This is a genomic window from Pragia fontium, assembly GCF_900638655.1.
Classification (GTDB): Bacteria; Pseudomonadota; Gammaproteobacteria; order Enterobacterales; family Enterobacteriaceae; genus Pragia; species Pragia fontium.
In genome coordinates, this window is the sequence record NZ_LR134531.1 from 2,492,931 (window position 1) to 2,511,457 (window position 18,527).

The window sequence follows — 18,527 nt, forward strand, 5'->3', positions numbered from 1 at the left end:
TTAAAATATAAGCGAATTAACGCTTAGATGCCGCTAACTCTGCACGAGCAGCTTTCAGCTCTTGCTGAACTGCCTGCACTTCAGCTTGTTTCTCTGCTAATTTAGCCTGGTACTTAGCCACTTTCTTAGCATCACCCTTCGCTTTAGCTTTGTTCAAATCAGCTTTAACTTCCGCTACATCGCTTTTCTTATCAGCCAATTTTTCCTCTAACTTTTGAACTTTCTTCTCTAAGCTTTGAGTTACATTGCCGCTGTTATTGTTATCAACACAGTAAGCATTCACGTTAGCCAATGCTCTTTTCAGAGAATTAACTTTATTGATATTACCGTATTGCTGAGCGATGCGAATTTGGTTTTCAAGAGCAGCGCGCTTAGCATTACAATTTTCGTATGCGCTAGCCATTGTGGAGTAACCAGCAGTCAGTGCCAACACCAATGGAATTAAACTTAATTTCTTAATGCTCTTCATAACAAACTCCTTGTTTTACATATTCAATTTATTGAATAAAAAGGTTTATTCCTCTCTATTCGTCTGAGACTTAACAATACTGGTTATATGTCAGTCTCATCAACGCTCCGGCTTCCTAAAGGTCGTGTAGGAACGGATGATAAAGTTGTAGTCCCTGTCATTTACAGCATCAAAAAACATTCAAGCTCTTGTTTTAAAATAATTATCTCATTATAGACTTCAGAAACCCTAGCTGCGGTTAACGGTGCTTCCTGTTGTTCCAAGCGCTGACATTGACTAATTAACGACTTTGCCCCAATTAACTGCAATCCACCTCGAATGCGATGTAAAGTTTGACGAACTAATTCATCATCTATCTGGGCACTCTGCTGAGCGGCGGATAACGTGGCAATATCCTGAGATAACGTCTCTGTCAATAGCTGAATAAATTGCTGGCGAGTCTCCACATTACTTAATTCAATCAGTAATTCACTGGGATCAAAATGAGAAAAGGTAGGTTCTGGCTCCTGCGATAGCTCGCTCAATTTATCGGCCAGCGCATTCAGACTAATCGGTTTGAATAAGCAATCATTCATTCCAGACGCCAGACAACTGTCATGGATGGTTTTTTGGGCGTTCGCCGTTAAACCCCATATTGTCAGCGCCTTAGTTTTCTGCTTTTCTTCCAACTGACGGATATAGCGAGTCAGGGTATAACCATCCATCTCTGGCATAGAACAGTCGGTAATTAATAAATCAACCTTATGGGTTTTTAACATCGCCAGCGCATTATGGCCATTTACGGCGCACTCGACATGATGCCCTAAATATTGAAGCTGCTTCATCAGTAATAAACGGCTGGCTGGGTGATCTTCGGCAATAAGAATGTTCAGGCTGGCGACAGGTAATTTACTTTTTTCAGAAGCCTGGCTAACCAGACCGGTATTTGCTAAACGCGATAAATATAGAATAACGCTGACTTCCGTACCGATACCAATCTGACTGCTTAAAGTAATATCGCCCCCCATCATCTGTGCCAGACTTCGACAAATATACAGCCCTAATCCGGTTCCCTGATATGAACGCTCATCCCCTTGAACAAAAGGCTGAAATAATCGTGATTGGGTCTGTTCATCAATACCGCACCCCGTATCTTGAATCACAATATGCAGCTCAAGCTGTTCATGATTGCTATTGATTAAATGCGCCTGTAATACTATTCGCCCACGTTCAGTAAATTTAATGGCATTACTGAGTAAATTAGACAAGATTTGCTTAAAGCGCATAGGATCGATTAATACATTATCGATAATGTCAGCATCAATCTCTAACTGAAACTGCAACTCTTTCTGGCGAGCGACCCCTTCAAACATCATCGCAACGGATTCAATAAGCTGACGTATATTGGCCCGTTCAGGACGCAGCATAAATTTATCCGATTCTATTTTTGATATATCTAATATGTCGCCAATTAATGTTAATAGCGATAGCGCTGAATCATGAGCAATTCTGATCGAATCCCAATCGGCAGATTCATTGGTTTTTCGCCGTAATAACAGTTCAAGCATGCCGATAATCGCCCCTAACGGCGTACGAATCTCATGACTCATGGTGGCTAAAAATGTACTTTTTGCCCGGCTCGCCTTATCGGCAATCTCTTTGGCATGCTTAAGTTCAATAATCAGCTTTTCTCTTTCCGTGACATCAATCCAGCCACCGATATAACCCCAAACATCCCCGGAAGGTGATAAAAACAACTGGTTCCACTGATGGATAGTGTGAAGTTGATCATGCAGATTAACCTGCTTAGTAATAAAAACGGGCTCTTGAAAATTAACCGAAAGAGGAACCGACTTCATTCCATCTAATCCGTCCGGCAATAGCGTAAAGTCCTGCCCAATAGTCTGCTCTTTTGTCAAATTCAACTCGGTTAAGAAACGCTCGTTAACGTAAGTTAACCCTCCCTGATAATCCATAATATAAACAGGGAGAGGAATGGCATCTAACAACGTTTGTCGAATATGATTGCCCTCCCTTTTAATCGCATGATACTGGCGATAGACATAAACGATGACGATAAATAACAGTATGATTAAAATACCGTTAAGCACCGAAGATGCCAGATTAAATCTGGATGGGCTAACCGCAGAAGCCTCATTAATGGTGTTAAATAAATTGGTGTTGGTATACCAATTGCTGATAACCGCATGTAAATCTTCTGGTGGAATATTTAAAATCGCTTTGTCTAAAATAGTGACCAAAGGATAATTCTTTGGTGATACTGCCAAAACAAAACTGGCAGGATCGCGGTCAAGGCTAGCAATAATCTCCAGACTATCGGCATAAAATCGCGGCAACATAAAGTCAGCGCTAATGAGAGGCAGAACCATCATATCCACCTTCTCATCTTTTACCCAATCTAGCCCAATACGCAACGTTGAAGCCCGTATAATCCGACTCCCTGGATAGGCATCGGTTAAGTCATTATCTAACGGATAGCCATCCATAATGACAATAGTCTTAGGCACCGACTGTCGACTAAATCTATTCTTCTTCCCCACCAATACTCTGGAGTTAAGAAAAAATGATCGGGTTGCTAATAAATCATTAGGCAGTGCAGAATCTAAGGTGATGCCACCAATAACAATATTGCTGCCGGTTCGTGCGTACTCCAATGCTTTCTGCGATGATTGGAGTTTAGTTACCTTGAACTTTAGTCCGGTACGGATAGTGATTGCTGTCAGTATATCGGCAACTACGCCATGAAGTTTCCCTTTAGCATCAAAGAAATAGAGGGGAGGTATCTCTTCACCAATAACAACCTGCACCTCTTTGTTTTCATCTATCCACTTGCGCTCAAGTGAGGTAACAAACGGATGGCTATCGCTTAAAGATAAAGGAATGCCTCCATTCCAACGACGTTGAATATCCACCCGAATGTTTTCAGGAATAACGCTTAAGGTTTTATTAATAATATTGATTAGTTTTTTATTATCATTTATCGCTGCAAATGATAATCCGGGCAAATTAAAATCCAGTAATGGATACATCGTCAGATTATTCAAATTAGATTGATTAATCAGATATTGCACCGAATTCTCTTCACCAATAAAAATATCAACATGTTTAAAAGAGAGTTCCTCTAATGCCCTACGATCGGAATTAAAGGTAATAAAATTAGCATTAGGATAATATTGCCGAATTGCCTCTACGTTGGCATAGACAGGTGATAATACAACATTAACCTTTTCTCTATTTTCTCTGTCAGGATTTAAATTAACAACAATTGATGGCACATTAGTAATATAGGGACGACTTAATAGTAAGTTATACGTTTCTTTTTCGTCATAGCCTGCATTAATAATCAAATCAATTTTCCCACTATTTAAATCCGCTATCATATCTGCGTAATTTAAGTAATAGAAAATCTTTGGCTTAACGTTTAAATTCCAGGCTATTAACCCCAAATAGTCAGCACTGACACCGGTAAAATCCCGATGTTCAGTGGTAATATCATAAGGTGGGAAGTTATAAGCATAAACGCCGACCTTCATGATGCGTTTTTTATGTAACCAAGCCCATTCATCCGGCGTTAGCTCCATATCAAACAAAGTGATTTGCGTTCGTCCCAACAGGCTTAACTCACTAAAAGCCGCCGTGGAACCTTGAGGTTTATCATTTGCCAGAACAACCAGCGAATTGATGAATATCAATAATAACAAAACGATACGATGCAGCATTAGTACTATCCCTGATACTCATTTTCCATAATTTTTTTCAGTTCATTGAGATCTGTGGTATTGGTTTTTTCAAACAACCTAGACTTATAAGTACTAATGGTTTTATTGCTTAATAAAAGTAGGTCACCAATCTCTTTATTGGTTTTCCCTTCAATTAAATAGCGTAGTACAGCGATTTCACGATCGGACAGCTTCTCCATCATACTGATATTATTATGGTGAGAGGCATAGTAAATCAGTCGCTTTAAACAAAAGGACGGAAAACAGCTATAGCCATCAATAACCTGCTGGCAAATTTGGCCTATCTGCTTTAAGTCATAATCTTTACTAACAAATCCATCAGCTCCTGCACGTAAAGCACGTTCAGAATAAATCTCCGGATTTTGCCCGGTGAGAATAATCACCTTTATCTTTTCATTAAACTGTTTAATGCGGCTGAGAATTTCCATCCCATCCATAACCGCCAAAGAAATGTCAAGAACAACAATTTCAACATCATGATCTTTAATAAAGCTCATTGCTTTAATACCATCAGTAACTGACTGAACAGAAAAATCATGATTTGCTTCCAATACCGCTTTCAAGGCAAAACAAATCGCGGGATGGTCATCTACAATCAACACATTAACCATCGCAATCTCCATATTATGCGCTGTTTATAATAATAATGTTAATTGATGAAAAATAAATACTCAATAAGTAATTATTTATTTTACCCACCAGAAAAGACAAATAATGATAAATGAAATAAAAAGAGACTTTCAATGAAATAATGAAATCTAAATATCAAATTAAAGTAAAAAGCAACAAATTAAAAATGTTGCTTAGTTTTTTACCTATCATGGAAAAAGTGACATTAAACAATTTCAAATAGTGAACGATTAAGCCCTATATCGGGCAACTGGAAAAATGATATTTAATACATTGAGTTAGCTAACAGTTCTTTGCCAAAACAGGATCATGATAAGAATAATATGTTGCGGTTGAATATATAAAACCAAGTCAGCCAGTCGAAATTAACTCACATGAGAAGGCGAAATAATCAACCACCTAAACACTAGAAAAAGATATCTTTATTGATAACGGTAGGATGCAGGCGAGCTTGCCAATCATTTAACGTCACTCGGGTTAATCGAGCTATCCCCTGATAAAACGGATGTTCAGTCTTTTCCTCCAACAGCGCCACAAAACGATGGCTCCACGGTAGCAAATGTTCACCCAGTAACGTCCCGATTTGCTCCGGCTGATTCTCAGCTAACCATGCCGCCAACATCAACAATAAACCAATATGATCTTCCGGTTCACGATGTTGCTGTTGTACTTCAATCCCTAATGTTGACTGCCAGCGACGTAAATCAAGGGTAGAATCGCCAAAAATAACGCTCTCACGATCTAAATAAACTGAGCCCCAAGGCGGTGCCGGTAACGAATCAGGGCCAATAAACAGACGCTGAAACTCTTCAGATAATAATGGGCGGCTTCCCTCGGCTAAACCTAAATTAATTAAAACCGCTGCCTGCTGAATATCAACCTTCGCTCCACAAGGCCACTCATCAACCCAGCCATCATGATTCAACCATGCTAGCAGAGAAAGCACATCTTGCTGTTCAGGAGGATAATACAATAAAGCCCCCAACATCCGGCCAGTTAATGAAATATCATCAATATCTGCCAAACTCGGCATAGGAAGAGAACGCATAAATAACCTTTGTCTTATTTAGAGAAAAAAGCGTGCGGCAGCCTATTTGCTACCGCACACAATATCATTCGTTATCCACCAAAGGTAACGCCAACCGTCATATGTAAATTATAAAATACTGCCCGTCCAATAAGTTCACCACAGACGACCAGAACAAATCCCAGCATCATAACTGCAGTTCCTGCCCGCTTTTCTGACAGCATAGGGACAATCCATAAGCTCAAGCCAGCAGCCACCATCACCAAACGTAGTGCCATTAACTGGCCATACTGTGGAACCAATACGGTGGCGGAGGTGACTGAACTGTGTAAACTCACCAGTTCACTCCCCTGCATTAACCCTGAACAGGCACTGATGATTAACGCAATAACGCCGATCGCCGCCAGCCCTTTACCACGACAATCGCCGTCACTATTTTTCAGCATACTCCCCAGCAACGAGCCACCAATCAACATTGTCAGGAAAAAATTCAGCGTGGTATAGCCGTTATCCCAGGTTGGTACCGTTTCTATTTGATAGACCCGACACATAGCGTAAACAAAAGCCACACCGGCAATCATAGCAATAACCAGCCATACTTTACCCAAGGCTTTAGGCATCTTGCCCAGTATGGCAACTAACCAATAAATGCCACCAATGGCAAAAAATATCGAACCAAAGGCAATCTCATTACTTAATCCTGATTCGCCAATACGATTCAACGAGTTAAATGCTCGACTCATGGTGCCTAAATGCATTACCGAGGCCAAAAAGGCGATGCCCATCAGCACCCAGATAAAAAACATCCCCCGATGAATCGATTTCCTCTGGCGCTCATCGGTTTTACCGCATAATAACGCCAGCGCCAGTACAATGAATCCACCGACAGCACACTGCCCCAGTACGGTAAATAACATTAACGGCCATTCATGCCATCCCAGTTCCATATTAAACCTCCTTCGGATTGGATAAATGACCGGTAGTATCACCCACCGGGCGACTACAGGCGTTTGGTTTTAGAACAATATTCGGCTGAGTATATTTGGCTGCCGGGAGTGGTGCCACCGCCGCCAGATTGCCGTGTTTTGCCCGCAGTTCTTCAATTGGACCAAAATCCAAAGCTCGCAATGGACAAGACTCAACACAGATCGGTTTCTTGCCTTCATTAAGCACCCGCTCATGACAACCATCGCACTTGGTCATATGACCTTTAGCCGCATTATATTGCGGCGCACCATATGGGCAGGCCATATGGCAATAGCGACAGCCGATACACACTTCTTCATTAACCAGTACAAAGCCATCTTCCCGCTTATGCATCGCTCCGCTTGGGCAGACTTTGACGCAGGCCGGATCGTCACAGTGATTACAGGCAATAGATAGATAGTAAGCAAATACGTTCTGATGCCACACATCACCGTCTTTCTGCCAGTCTCCGCCAGCATATTCGTAAATACGCCGAAAGCTAACGTCCGGCGTTAAATCTTTATAGTCCTTGCAGGCCAGTTCGCAGGTTTTGCAGCCCGTGCAACGACTTGAATCGATATAAAAACCATATTGCGTTGTCATTGATGGCTCCTTAAACTTTTGCGACTTCAACAAGGTTAGTGTGTTGCGGATTACCTTTCGCCAGAGGAGAAGGTCGTAACGTGGTTAGCACATTAATGCTACCGGCATGATCAACGCCTTTTGCATCGGGTGAATACCAAGCCCCCTCGCCCAATGCCACTACTCCGGGCATCATGCGGGGAGTAACTTTGGCATTAATTTGCGTTTCACCACGACCGTTATATATACGAATCATGTCACCGTTTTTGATACCGCGTTGTTGTGCATCGATTGGGTTCATCCAGATTTCCTGACGAGCCGCTGCTTTAAGGACATCAATATTGCCGTAGGTTGAGTGACAACGAGCTTTATAATGAAAACCGATTAACTGGAGAGGATACTGCTTCCTCAGCGGATCATCTGAACCCTCAAAAGTAGACACATGAATAGGTAGAGGTGAAATAACATCCCCTTTAGGCAGCTCCCAGCTTTTTGCCATGTCAGCCAAACGCTCAGAATAAATTTCAATTTTTCCTGATGGTGTATTCAATGGATTAGCAACAGGATCTTCCCGGAAGGATTGATAAGCAATGAAATGACCATTCGGATCTTTACGCTTATATACCCCCATTTGACGGAATTCTTCAAACGTTGGCAGTAGTGGATCTTTCTCACAGGATTGTTGATACAGATGACGTAACCATTCTTCCTGTGTACGCCCTTCAGTAAATTGCTGTTCAACGCCCATGCGTTTCGCAATCTCAGACGTCATTTCATAAATAGAGCGGCATTCAAACTGTGGTTCAATCGCTTTATCAGCAAAAATAACGTAGCCCATATTGCCGGATGAAGCATCCAGACAGAAGTCCATCTGCTCTGATGTCGTCAAATCTGGCAGCAAAATATCAGCACAGCGAGCGCTGGCGGTCATATGGTTTTCAATCACCACAATCATTTCACACTTGGTTTCATCTTCCAGAATTTTCAGCGTGCTGTTGATATCTGAATGCTGGTTAACCATGCTGTTACCGGCATAGTTCCAGATAAACTTAATCGGTTGTTTCAGCTTATCAGTGCCTCGTACCCCGTCACGCGTAGCAGTCATCTCTGCGCCGCGCATAATGGCATCGGTCCACAGGAAAAAAGAGATACTGTCTTTAACCGGGTTTTCTAAGGTTGGAAAACGAACAAATGGAATAGCATAAGAGCCTTCACGTGCTCCGGTATTACCGCCGCTGATCCCGATGTTACCGGTTAAGCAGGCTAAGGTGGCGATAGACCGAGCCACCATTTCACCATTAGCATGGCGCTGCGGCCCCCAGCCCTGACAAATATAGGTCGGTTTCGCCGTCCCGATTTCACGCGCTAATTTGATAATTCGCTCGGCAGGAATAGCGGTAATTTTTGCCGCCCATTCAGGGGTCTTAGCAATACCATCATCACCTTCACCCAAAATATAAGCTTTGTAGTGACCATTGCGCGGCGCACTTTCCGGTAGCGTTTTTTCATCAAAGCCAACGCAATATTTATCGAGGAATGGCTGGTCAATCAGGTTCTCAGTAATTAAGACGTAAGCCATACCGGCAACCAATGCCGCATCCGTTCCCGGCGTGATAGGAATCCACTCATCTTCTCGACCGGCAGCCGTATCGCAATAGCGGGGGTCAATAACGATCATTTTTGCATTGGAGCGTTCGCGTGCCTGCTCCAACAAATAGGTAATCCCACCGCCGCTCATCCGTGTTTCTGCCGGGTTATTACCAAACATCACCACCAGTTTGGTATTTTCAATATCAGAAATACTGTTACCGGAACCGCCACCGTAGGTATAGCTCAATCCCGTGGTAATTTGCGCCGTACTGTAAGTGTTATAGTGATTCAGATAACCACCACAGCAATTCATTAAGCGGGCAATCAGCGAGTTACCCGGTGGCCATGAACGGGTAACCGTTCCACCCAGCGTGCCGGTGGCGTATTGTAGATAAACCGCTTCGTTACCATAATCCTTAATGATGCGCTTTAGATTATTGGCGATTTCATCGTAGGCTTCTTCCCAAGTGATACGCTTAAATTTACCCTCACCGCGCTTGCCTACTCGTTTCATGGGGTATTTCAGGCGATCGGGATTGTATACCCGACGACGCATTGAACGACCGCGTAAACAGGCTCTAACCTGATGTAATTCCTGATAAACATCTTCACCAGTATTATCCGTTTCAACGTATTTAATTTCACCGTTACTTACATGCATTCTCAATGGGCATCGGCTACCGCAGTTCACGGTACAGGCGCTCCAAACCAGCTTTTCGTCGGTTGCAGCATTTTTTCCATTCATTTCTTCAGCATTAGCCGAACCAAAGGGTAAAGAAACACCACCGGCCACCGCGGCTAAACCACCCAGTGCGCTGGTTTGTACGAACTTACGTCGGCTTACTGGTATCAATACCGGGCTGTTCTGATCGTCAAGGCTCATAAGTCACCTATTGCTTTATCATTAAAGAGTCAATTGAGTTAAATTATTTTTATTAAAATTTTGTCATTAGAAAAAACAGGTAATAGGAAAGTGATTAGTGCCGGAAGCTATCAAGCCAGATAAATACATCGCGTTTATCTGAGAAGGAATAAGAGTCGTTGTTATTAATCTTTCCTAATTTAGATTAATCATATTACTTAATCACCGAGCCTGAATATTGCTCTCAATCAATGATAGAGGGATTAGTAATGCCTTTAGCATCAGCGTAATGCATGCGGATCAATAGATAACATCACAGCTACAAAATTGATTACGCACGCTAACAATTTGTGTTATTAGTCTATTAATAAAAGATAATGAGTACCGTTATCAAAATAAAAATATTTTAATATCAAATAAGAAATTGAATTCAATAAAATAACGATATTTTTTATATAGTAAATTTAGCGGCCAAAATTAAAAGGTACATGCTTAATATGCGGAAAATAAAAAGGCCCTGAAAATCAGGGCCTTTTTTAAACCAAAAATAAAATCAGTATGATTAACCGATATATTCTAAACCACCCATATATGGGCGCAGCACTTCCGGTACTTCAATACGACCATCGGCTTGCTGATAGTTTTCCAGAATCGCCACTAAAGTACGGCCAACCGCCAAACCAGAGCCATTCAAGGTATGAACCAACGTGGTTTTCTTGTCATTCTTACCGCGGAAACGAGCCTGCATACGGCGCGCCTGGAAATCCCACATGTTAGAACATGAAGAAATCTCGCGATAAGTATTTTGGGCAGGTACCCAAACTTCCAGGTCATATGTCTTGCTTGAGCCAAAGCCCATATCACCGGTACACAGTAAAACTTTACGGTACGGTAAACCCAGCAGTTGAAGCACTTTTTCCGCATGACCGGTCAGTTCTTCCAATACATTCATGGAATCTTCTGGACGAACAATTTGTACCAGCTCAACTTTATCAAACTGGTGCATACGGATAAGACCGCGAGTATCGCGACCGTATGAACCTGCTTCAGAACGGAAACATGGCGTATGAGCCGTCATTTTTAGCGGCAGAACATCTTCATCAAGAATCTCACCGCGCACCAAGTTGGTCACAGGGACTTCAGCCGTTGGAATTAAACCATAGTTGCTGGTTTCAGCCTCTTCAGACAGCGGTTGAGTATGAAACAGATCTTCGCCAAACTTAGGCAATTGACCGGTACCAAACAATGTCGCCTGATTAACCAGATAAGGGACATACATTTCAGTATACCCATGTTCGGTAGTATGCAGGTCTAACATAAATTGAGCCAGTGCACGGTGCATACGGGCAATCTGCCCTTTCATCACCACAAAACGTGCGCCGGTTAATTTCACCGCGGCGGCAAAATCCAAACCACCGTTGGTTTCACCCAACTCAACGTGATCGCGAACCGGGAAATCAAACTTACGCGGTTCTCCCCAACGACTCACTTCTAGATTATCGTTTTCATCTTTACCAAATGGTACTGACTCATCTGGAATATTGGGAATAATTGAAACTGAATCGTGAATCTCTGCCTGTAACTTCTCAAGATCGGCTTTCGCTGCATCCAGTTTTTCACCCAGCAGATTCACTTCACGACGCAGTGGTTCAATATCTTCACCGCGCGCTTTAGCATCACCGATGGACTTGGATCGAGCATTACGTTCAGCTTGTAGGGTTTCTGTTTCTACCTGTAAAACTTTACGGCGCTCTTCCTGCTTACGTAAAGTATCCACATCCAGTTTAAAGCCTCTGCGAGCCAGTTTTTCCGCCGTTGCGTCCAGCTCATTACGTAATAAATTCGGGTCCAGCATGCTAATCCTATGCCTATGTATTTTAATATTAATCAAGATTCATGCCCGCTGACTAACTGACAGCGCGACATACTGTTTTCGCTAATTACCTTACCGCAACCCAAAGGTTAACGGTAGCGTTTTATCGAGCTATTTTGATCCTGCTCAGCCAACCAGTTCAGCTTTTCAGCGATTTTGGTTTCCAGCCCACGCGGTTCAGGGAAATAATAGCGCTGACCGCTCATTTCAGCGGGAAAGTAGCTCTCACCGGCAGCGTATGCGTTAGGCTCATCATGAGCATAACGATATTCTGCCCCTAACCCCATCTCTTTCATCAATTTGGTTGGCGCATTACGCAGATGCTCAGGAACGTCAAAATCACCGCCGTGTTGCGCATCTTTCATCGCCGCCTTAAACGCGGTATAAACCGCATTACTTTTCGGTGCGCAGGCTAAATACACTATCGCCTGAGCAATCGCTCTTTCCCCTTCTGCCGGGCCAACGCGAGTAAAGCAGTCCCAAGCCGCAATAGCCACCTGCATACCGCGCGGATCGGCATTACCCACATCTTCAGATGCAATTGCCAATAAACGACGGGCGACATACAGTGGATCGCCTCCCGCACTGATAATTCGTGCATACCAGTAGAGTGCAGCGTCAGGTGCGGAACCGCGCACTGATTTATGCAGTGCGGAAATCAAATCATAGTAGCGGTCACCTTTGTTATCAAAGCGTGCGCTACGTTCGCCAGAGATCTCTTTCAATAGCTCAGGGGTTAATACTCGCTGACCATTGGCAGAAATCTCAGCCATATCCGCCATCATTTCTAAACTATTTAACGCGCGTCGCGCATCACCATTAACCAGTTCCGATAACATGCGACGAGTTTCATCCGGCAACACGATATTCTGTTCACCGTAGCCACGCTCTTTATCCTGCATGGCCTGCAACAAGACTTGCTCAATATCTGGGCCATCTAACGATTTAAGCAGATAAACTCGGGCGCGGGATAACAGTGCCGAATTAAGTTCAAACGATGGATTTTCGGTGGTTGCGCCAATAAAAGTAATGGTGCCATCTTCAATATGCGGCAGAAAGGCATCCTGCTGGCTTTTATTAAAACGATGAACTTCATCCACAAACAGGATCGTTCTTCTGCCAGCATCGCGGTTATTGCGAGCACGCTCAATCGACTCTCGAATCTCTTTAATACCCGAGGTTACTGCTGAAATGCGTTCCACATCAGCATTACCATAATGACCAATAATTTCAGCTAACGTGGTTTTACCGGTGCCCGGCGGCCCCCAAAGAATCATTGAGTGTAAATGACCGGCCTCTATTGCTCGCGGTAATGGCTTACCCGCAGAGAGAAGATGGCGCTGACCAATATACTCAGCGAGCGTACGGGGGCGCATCCGCGCCGCCAACGGTTGAAATTCATTCTGAGAAAAATCGAGTGAAAGAGTGCTCACCATGCCTCACTTGCGTTGATCGTCTATCGTCACGCCTTTTGGTGGTGTAAAAGTAAACTGTGCCGCATCGACAGAACCGGTTTGTTGGCCTTTCAGCGCATAGCTGCTGCGCTGGCCGTCCTGTTCAACTGCCACAAAGCCTTTGATGATACCGTCTGGCGTTACGTTAATCGAAAAGGCTTTTAGATTACCTTTTATCGCTTTTGGCGTTAATTGAAACTCATTGCCTTGCTGTTGCACATTATATTTGCTCCAGTCGGTAGCGCTATTACGCGTAATCAACATAAACGGCGTATCGCCGGTTACGCTATCTAACCATGTGACCGTCGCCTGCTCAACAAACGGGTTAAAGAACCATAAGGTTTTACCATCAGAAACCAGAATACTTTCATCCGGTGATGTCATATGCCAGCGAAACAAATTAGGGCGCTTAACCCAAAGTTCGCCTTCACCTTGCTGTATCGCCGCACCGCCAGCATCCTTTACCGATTGAGAGAAACTGGCATGGAAGCTATTCACCTTATTCAGACGGTTTTGCAAATCTGAGCGAGCGTCAGCTAATACGGCTGAGGACACCAGACCAGACATCAGGCAACAGGTGATAAGTAGTTTCTTCATTGTTGCAATTACTCCAATCTATTATCGAGAAAACGTAGGTTAAACGCATTTTGAATCTATCTGTGGCACTCTACCTGACAATAGCGGGCAAGGTACAGGCTAATGCCATTAAGTATATGATCTTTTACTTATCTTTTCAGTTGAAATAAGGGCCGCATAAGCGGCCCTATCGTTAAGCAATGACGGTCAACTAATCAAACTGTGAACGCGCCAGTACCTCACGGTTACCGTTATGCCCAGGCGGGCTGACAATACCTTGAGCTTCCATCTGATCGATAATCCGAGCTGCTCGGTTATAACCAATACGGAACTGGCGCTGAATACCAGAGATAGACGGTTTCTTCTTCTCAACCACAAAAGCAACCGCCTGATCGAACAGAGCATCCAGTTCTTCATCAGCATCAAAACCAAAGCCACCTTCACCTTCTTCTGACGTGGCGGTAATACTATCAATATACTGCGGACGACCGCGCGCTTTCCAATCTTGTACCACGGCGTGTACTTCCTGATCGCGCACAAAAGCACCGTGAACACGTACCGGCATAGATGAGTTTGGCGGCAGATAGAGCATGTCCCCCATCCCCAGCAGTGATTCTGCGCCCCCCTGATCGAGGATGGTGCGTGAGTCAATTTTACTGGAAACGGTAAACGCCATACGCGTAGGAATGTTCGCTTTAATCAGGCCAGTAATAACGTCGACGGAAGGTCGTTGTGTAGCCAGCACCAAATGGATACCCGCAGCACGCGCCTTCTGTGCCAAACGGGCAATCAACTCTTCGACTTTTTTGCCCACTGCCATCATCAGGTCGGCAAACTCATCAACCAACACCACAATGTACGGCAGTTTTTCCAGCATCGGTGGGGAGACATCCATACTTTCGCTTGGCTTCCAGAACGGATCGGGAATTGGGCGACCAAGCTGCTCCGCTTCCTGAACCCGGTCATTATAGCCCGCCAGATTTCTCACGCCCAATGCTGACATAAGCTTATAGCGTCGTTCCATTTCACCAACGCACCAACGTAGCGCATTAGCGGCATCCTTCATATCGGTAACCACTTCAGTCAACAGATGCGGTATACCTTCATAAACCGATAACTCCAGCATTTTCGGGTCGATCATGATAAAACGAACGTCTTCCGGTTTTGCCTTATACAGCATACTCAGAATCATGGCGTTTACCCCGACCGACTTACCGGAACCGGTGGTACCAGCAACCAATAAGTGAGGCATCTTCGCCAAATCGGCCGTCACCGGCTGTCCGGAAATATCTTTACCCAATACAACGGTTAATGGAGAAGAGGCGCTACTGAATTCAGGTGAATTCAAAACTTCTCGCATATATACCGTCTGGCGGTGTTCATTCGGCAGTTCCAGACCGACATAAGGTTTACCGGGAATCACTTCAACCACCCGCACTGCCGTGACTGACAGTGAACGAGCTAAGTCTCTGGCTAAGCTGGAAATACGTGCGGCTTTGACACCCGGCGCTAAATCTAATTCAAAACGAGTAATTACCGGCCCCGGTAAAATATCAACAACATGGGCTTTCACTCGGAAATCGGCCAATCGACGTTCAAGTAAACGCGCAGTTTCTTCCAGCGCTTCCATATCAACTGGCGCCTGATTGGTAGGCGGAGCTGATAATAGATCTAACGATGGCAGCGGTGTCGTTGGTTTTTCCAATGGACGATCGTTACGCATCAAGAACGGATGGATTAACCCATCCATCGATGGCTGTTCCGGCTGACGTTCTTCTGGAACAGCGGCTGGCTGAGGTGGTACGGCACCCATTGAGCCAGAATGCGTTGATGTTTGGCTTACCGGTGGTGCAGCATGACTCTGAGCCGGTTGTTGATAAGCATAAGGTGATGTCGAAGTCGGCGCTACCGGCAATACATCATTAATATTGCCTAAAGGTACTTCATCCGCGCGCTCCACATCGCTTACCTGCGAAGGTAAGGTAAACAGCGGCTCAATTGGACGATTGTCGACGGTCTCTTCGTCATCATCTCTGGCAGAAACACCGTATAAAGGATTATCCGTTACCGCTTGGTCGTTATAACCGCCGTCATCTAACTGGTATTCTTCGCCATAGCGCTGGCGCTGCTCTTCAGCAAAAGCTTTTCTCAGCGACTCTTGCTGCATAGCATCAAACTCATCTTCACCGTTGGTGGCAGATGGCATATTGTCAGGCTGTGACTGCCCTTGAGCCAGACGCTCGCGCTCCCGTTGCTCAGCTTCCCGCTGTGAAGGGAGCTTAATGCCATACGAAGCTAATTCGCGACGCGTTGGAATTCGTACCGGATTAGGGCGTGGTAATTCTGGACCGATACCCTGCTTGATCTGCGGCTGCCCACTGCTCACGGCAGGCGTGAACGCGATTGTTGGTGCTGAAGCCGAAGAGACGGTGGATGCAACACTGGCAGCGGCTGAAGCCGCAGAAAGTGCATTAAACGCCGACGACAAATTACCGGCAGGATCGCTTTCAGGTTCATCCGACATCGCCGCGCTAAAGCTACCTGCGGGCAAGTTAGATGAACCATTATCCGTTGCATCGTCAGCCGGGAAATACTCATCAGGAATAGCGTCATGCAGACTAAACGGATACTCGGTTTCACTCTCAGCAGGTACCGTACTTTCAGAAGGTTCTACCGGTTGAGAATTACTAAAGGTAAATGTTGCCGGGCCAAAAGAAACCGCTGATGGCTCAGAAACCGCCCTTTCTGACATATTGTCGTTATGAGATGAAAATGGATACGTTGCGGCTGTTGTAAACTGAGGTTCTGGTTGTTGTTCGCTCTGCCCAATAACGGAATTGGCCGTTGTCTCAGGCTGAGCTTGAAATGAAGCTGACGGAGTAGCGACATTTGATGTACCAAACAACGTGGGCTCAACGGGTTCAGATGCAGCACCATCTTCCGGTCGTTCATCATCGCTCATCGCAGCAGAGAAAGAGAGTTCCTGTTGTAGCTCATTTTTAAAATGAATGGATGGGTCTTGCTCTTCATCGCTATCTGCATCAGTGAAACCATAGCTTTCGCCCGCCCTTACCCCTGGCGCGCTAAATAACACATCATCGCTATTAGACTCGGAAAATGAATGACTATCACTAACCGGAATGACCGCATTCTTGTCATCAGCGATATCGGTTTCATAATCCGGCTCTTTGCGCGTACGGTTGGTAACAAAAGTCAGCGCTCCCATGACAAAAGCACCAATCTTTTCTGCAATCGTTAACCACGACCAACCGGTAAATAGCGTCAGGCCAATCGCCCATACGCACAGCAGAATCAGCGTTGCACCCACCCCATTAAAATGAGGTAATAGCGCACTATTCAATAAGCTGCCGATAACGCCACCGGATGCAAAATAATACCAGTCATCAATGCTGATGGCCGATAGCCCGCAGGAAGAGAAAATCAGCGCCAGCAAACCAATAAAACGCAGCGATAGAGCAAAGAAATCAACGGGTTTCTCATCGCGTTCATGGCGATACAGCACCCAGCATTGGAAAACCATCAGCAGCGGTACCACATAAGCCAGTACGCCGAATATAAATAAAAAGGTGTCGGCCAGCCAAGCTCCGCTTTCGCCACCAATATTATGAATCGGCTCGTGCCAAGCGGTTTGCGACCAGCTGGGATCGGCAGGATTGAAACTGACCAGTGCCACCATAAGATAAATGGCAAAAATAACCACCACCAATAAACCGGCTTCAAAAAGCCGCTGGCGGCTATTCAACTTCTTCAACTTAGGCTCTTTGTCTTCTATATATTCCTGGCTCAAGAAAGGCTCTCCAGGTTACCGTAGCAATGCATGAACGGCAGCGCCAGAATTACCCAGCGCTGAAACTGTATGAATACACAGGAGTGTAACGGAAGTTTGCAGATTTTGCACCTGCTATGATGAATTATCGCGTTTTGATAACCAAGTGGTTACTCTGTTTAACTTCTTCCATAACTACGTAGGTACGCGTGTCGTTTACACCGGGTAAACGTAACAGCGTTTCACCTAATAGTTTTCTATACGCGGACATATCTGATACGCGCGTTTTCAGAAGATAGTCAAAATCACCAGAAACCAAGTGACACTCCTGAATTTCCTCTAATTTTTGTACAGCCGTATTGAACTGTTCAAAAACATCAGCCGCACCGCGATTCAGCGTGATTTCAACAAAAACCAGCAGCGACGCGTCTAAATAATGAGGATTCAGTAACGCAGTATAACCTTGAATAAATTTCTGTCTTTCAAGACGACGTACCCGCTCCAAACACGGCGTTGGTGATAAGCCAACACGTTTTGACAGCTCAACGTTAGAAATGCGTCCATCCAACTGCAATTCATTCAAAATATTACGGTCAATTCGATCAAGATCTTTACTCGGGCGTTTTTTATTGTCTACCATTTTTCTTCTCTCAATATCTTCCTTGTTTCTGATACACCGCTAACTCTCCTAAAGATTTTACGGCGCTTCTGTCCAAGCCAATAACTGTAGTTATATACCAGCCAGAAACCAGGTGTTCTAGTTATTATCTGTAGCCAACAGCACAAGATATCTATCTAACCACTTAGTTTTATTACATTAATGATCTTCAGCCATCACCAATGTAAATCAGGGTACTGCTCAAAACTACAACCTGAACATATTGTATTATGCGGTTAATCTATACATATAAAGAGTAAGTATCTGTTACCTTGCCAAAACACTTACCTTATAAACTTCGTCAATATAGTTA

Annotated in this window: 12 protein-coding genes; all 12 read right to left on the reverse strand. The window is 44.4% G+C overall.

Features of this window, described 5'->3' with window-relative positions; translation table 11 throughout:
• Positions 1-16: 16 nt before the first annotated feature.
• Positions 17-469 (reverse strand): DUF1090 family protein, encoded by a 453-nt coding sequence (locus EL341_RS10735; RefSeq protein WP_175474941.1) that lies wholly within the window; start codon positions 467-469, stop codon positions 17-19.
• A 161-nt stretch (positions 470-630) separates the two neighbouring features.
• Positions 631-4,188, reverse strand: a complete 3,558-nt coding sequence (locus EL341_RS10740; protein WP_074823643.1) for an ATP-binding protein — start codon at positions 4,186-4,188, stop codon at positions 631-633.
• Between the two features lie 5 nt (positions 4,189-4,193).
• Positions 4,194-4,820, reverse strand: coding sequence for a response regulator transcription factor (locus tag EL341_RS10745; RefSeq protein WP_047781363.1), 627 nt, complete (start codon positions 4,818-4,820; stop codon positions 4,194-4,196).
• A 425-nt stretch (positions 4,821-5,245) separates the two neighbouring features.
• Positions 5,246-5,887, reverse strand: a complete 642-nt coding sequence (dmsD, locus tag EL341_RS10750; protein WP_232036555.1) for a Tat proofreading chaperone DmsD — start codon at positions 5,885-5,887, stop codon at positions 5,246-5,248.
• Between the two features lie 71 nt (positions 5,888-5,958).
• On the reverse strand, positions 5,959-6,813 hold the full coding sequence (locus EL341_RS10755; RefSeq protein WP_126467769.1) for a DmsC/YnfH family molybdoenzyme membrane anchor subunit: 855 nt from the start codon (positions 6,811-6,813) through the stop codon (positions 5,959-5,961).
• A 1-nt stretch (position 6,814) separates the two neighbouring features.
• Positions 6,815-7,435, reverse strand: coding sequence for a DMSO/selenate family reductase complex B subunit (locus tag EL341_RS10760; RefSeq protein ID WP_047781365.1), 621 nt, complete (start codon positions 7,433-7,435; stop codon positions 6,815-6,817).
• 10 nt (positions 7,436-7,445) lie between these two features.
• The gene (locus EL341_RS10765) at positions 7,446-9,887 is read right to left on the reverse strand and encodes a DmsA/YnfE/YnfF family dimethyl sulfoxide reductase (protein WP_074823654.1); all 2,442 of its coding nucleotides are present in this window, start codon (positions 9,885-9,887) and stop codon (positions 7,446-7,448) included.
• A 541-nt stretch (positions 9,888-10,428) separates the two neighbouring features.
• The gene (gene serS / locus EL341_RS10770) at positions 10,429-11,721 is read right to left on the reverse strand and encodes a serine--tRNA ligase (RefSeq protein WP_047781367.1); all 1,293 of its coding nucleotides are present in this window, start codon (positions 11,719-11,721) and stop codon (positions 10,429-10,431) included.
• 107 nt (positions 11,722-11,828) lie between these two features.
• Positions 11,829-13,172 carry a replication-associated recombination protein A gene (locus EL341_RS10775; protein ID WP_126468267.1) on the reverse strand — a complete coding sequence of 448 codons (1,344 nt, stop codon included), beginning with the start codon at positions 13,170-13,172 and terminating at the stop codon, positions 11,829-11,831.
• Positions 13,173-13,178: 6 nt separating this feature from the next.
• Positions 13,179-13,790, reverse strand: a complete 612-nt coding sequence (lolA, locus tag EL341_RS10780; protein WP_047781369.1) for an outer membrane lipoprotein chaperone LolA — start codon at positions 13,788-13,790, stop codon at positions 13,179-13,181.
• A 190-nt stretch (positions 13,791-13,980) separates the two neighbouring features.
• Complete coding sequence (locus EL341_RS10785; protein ID WP_126467771.1) at positions 13,981-17,577, reverse strand: DNA translocase FtsK 4TM domain-containing protein; 3,597 nt, start codon at positions 17,575-17,577, stop codon at positions 13,981-13,983.
• Positions 17,578-17,701: 124 nt separating this feature from the next.
• Positions 17,702-18,196 (reverse strand): leucine-responsive transcriptional regulator Lrp, encoded by a 495-nt coding sequence (gene lrp, locus EL341_RS10790; RefSeq protein WP_047781371.1) that lies wholly within the window; start codon positions 18,194-18,196, stop codon positions 17,702-17,704.
• Between the last annotated feature and the right edge of the window lie 331 nt (positions 18,197-18,527).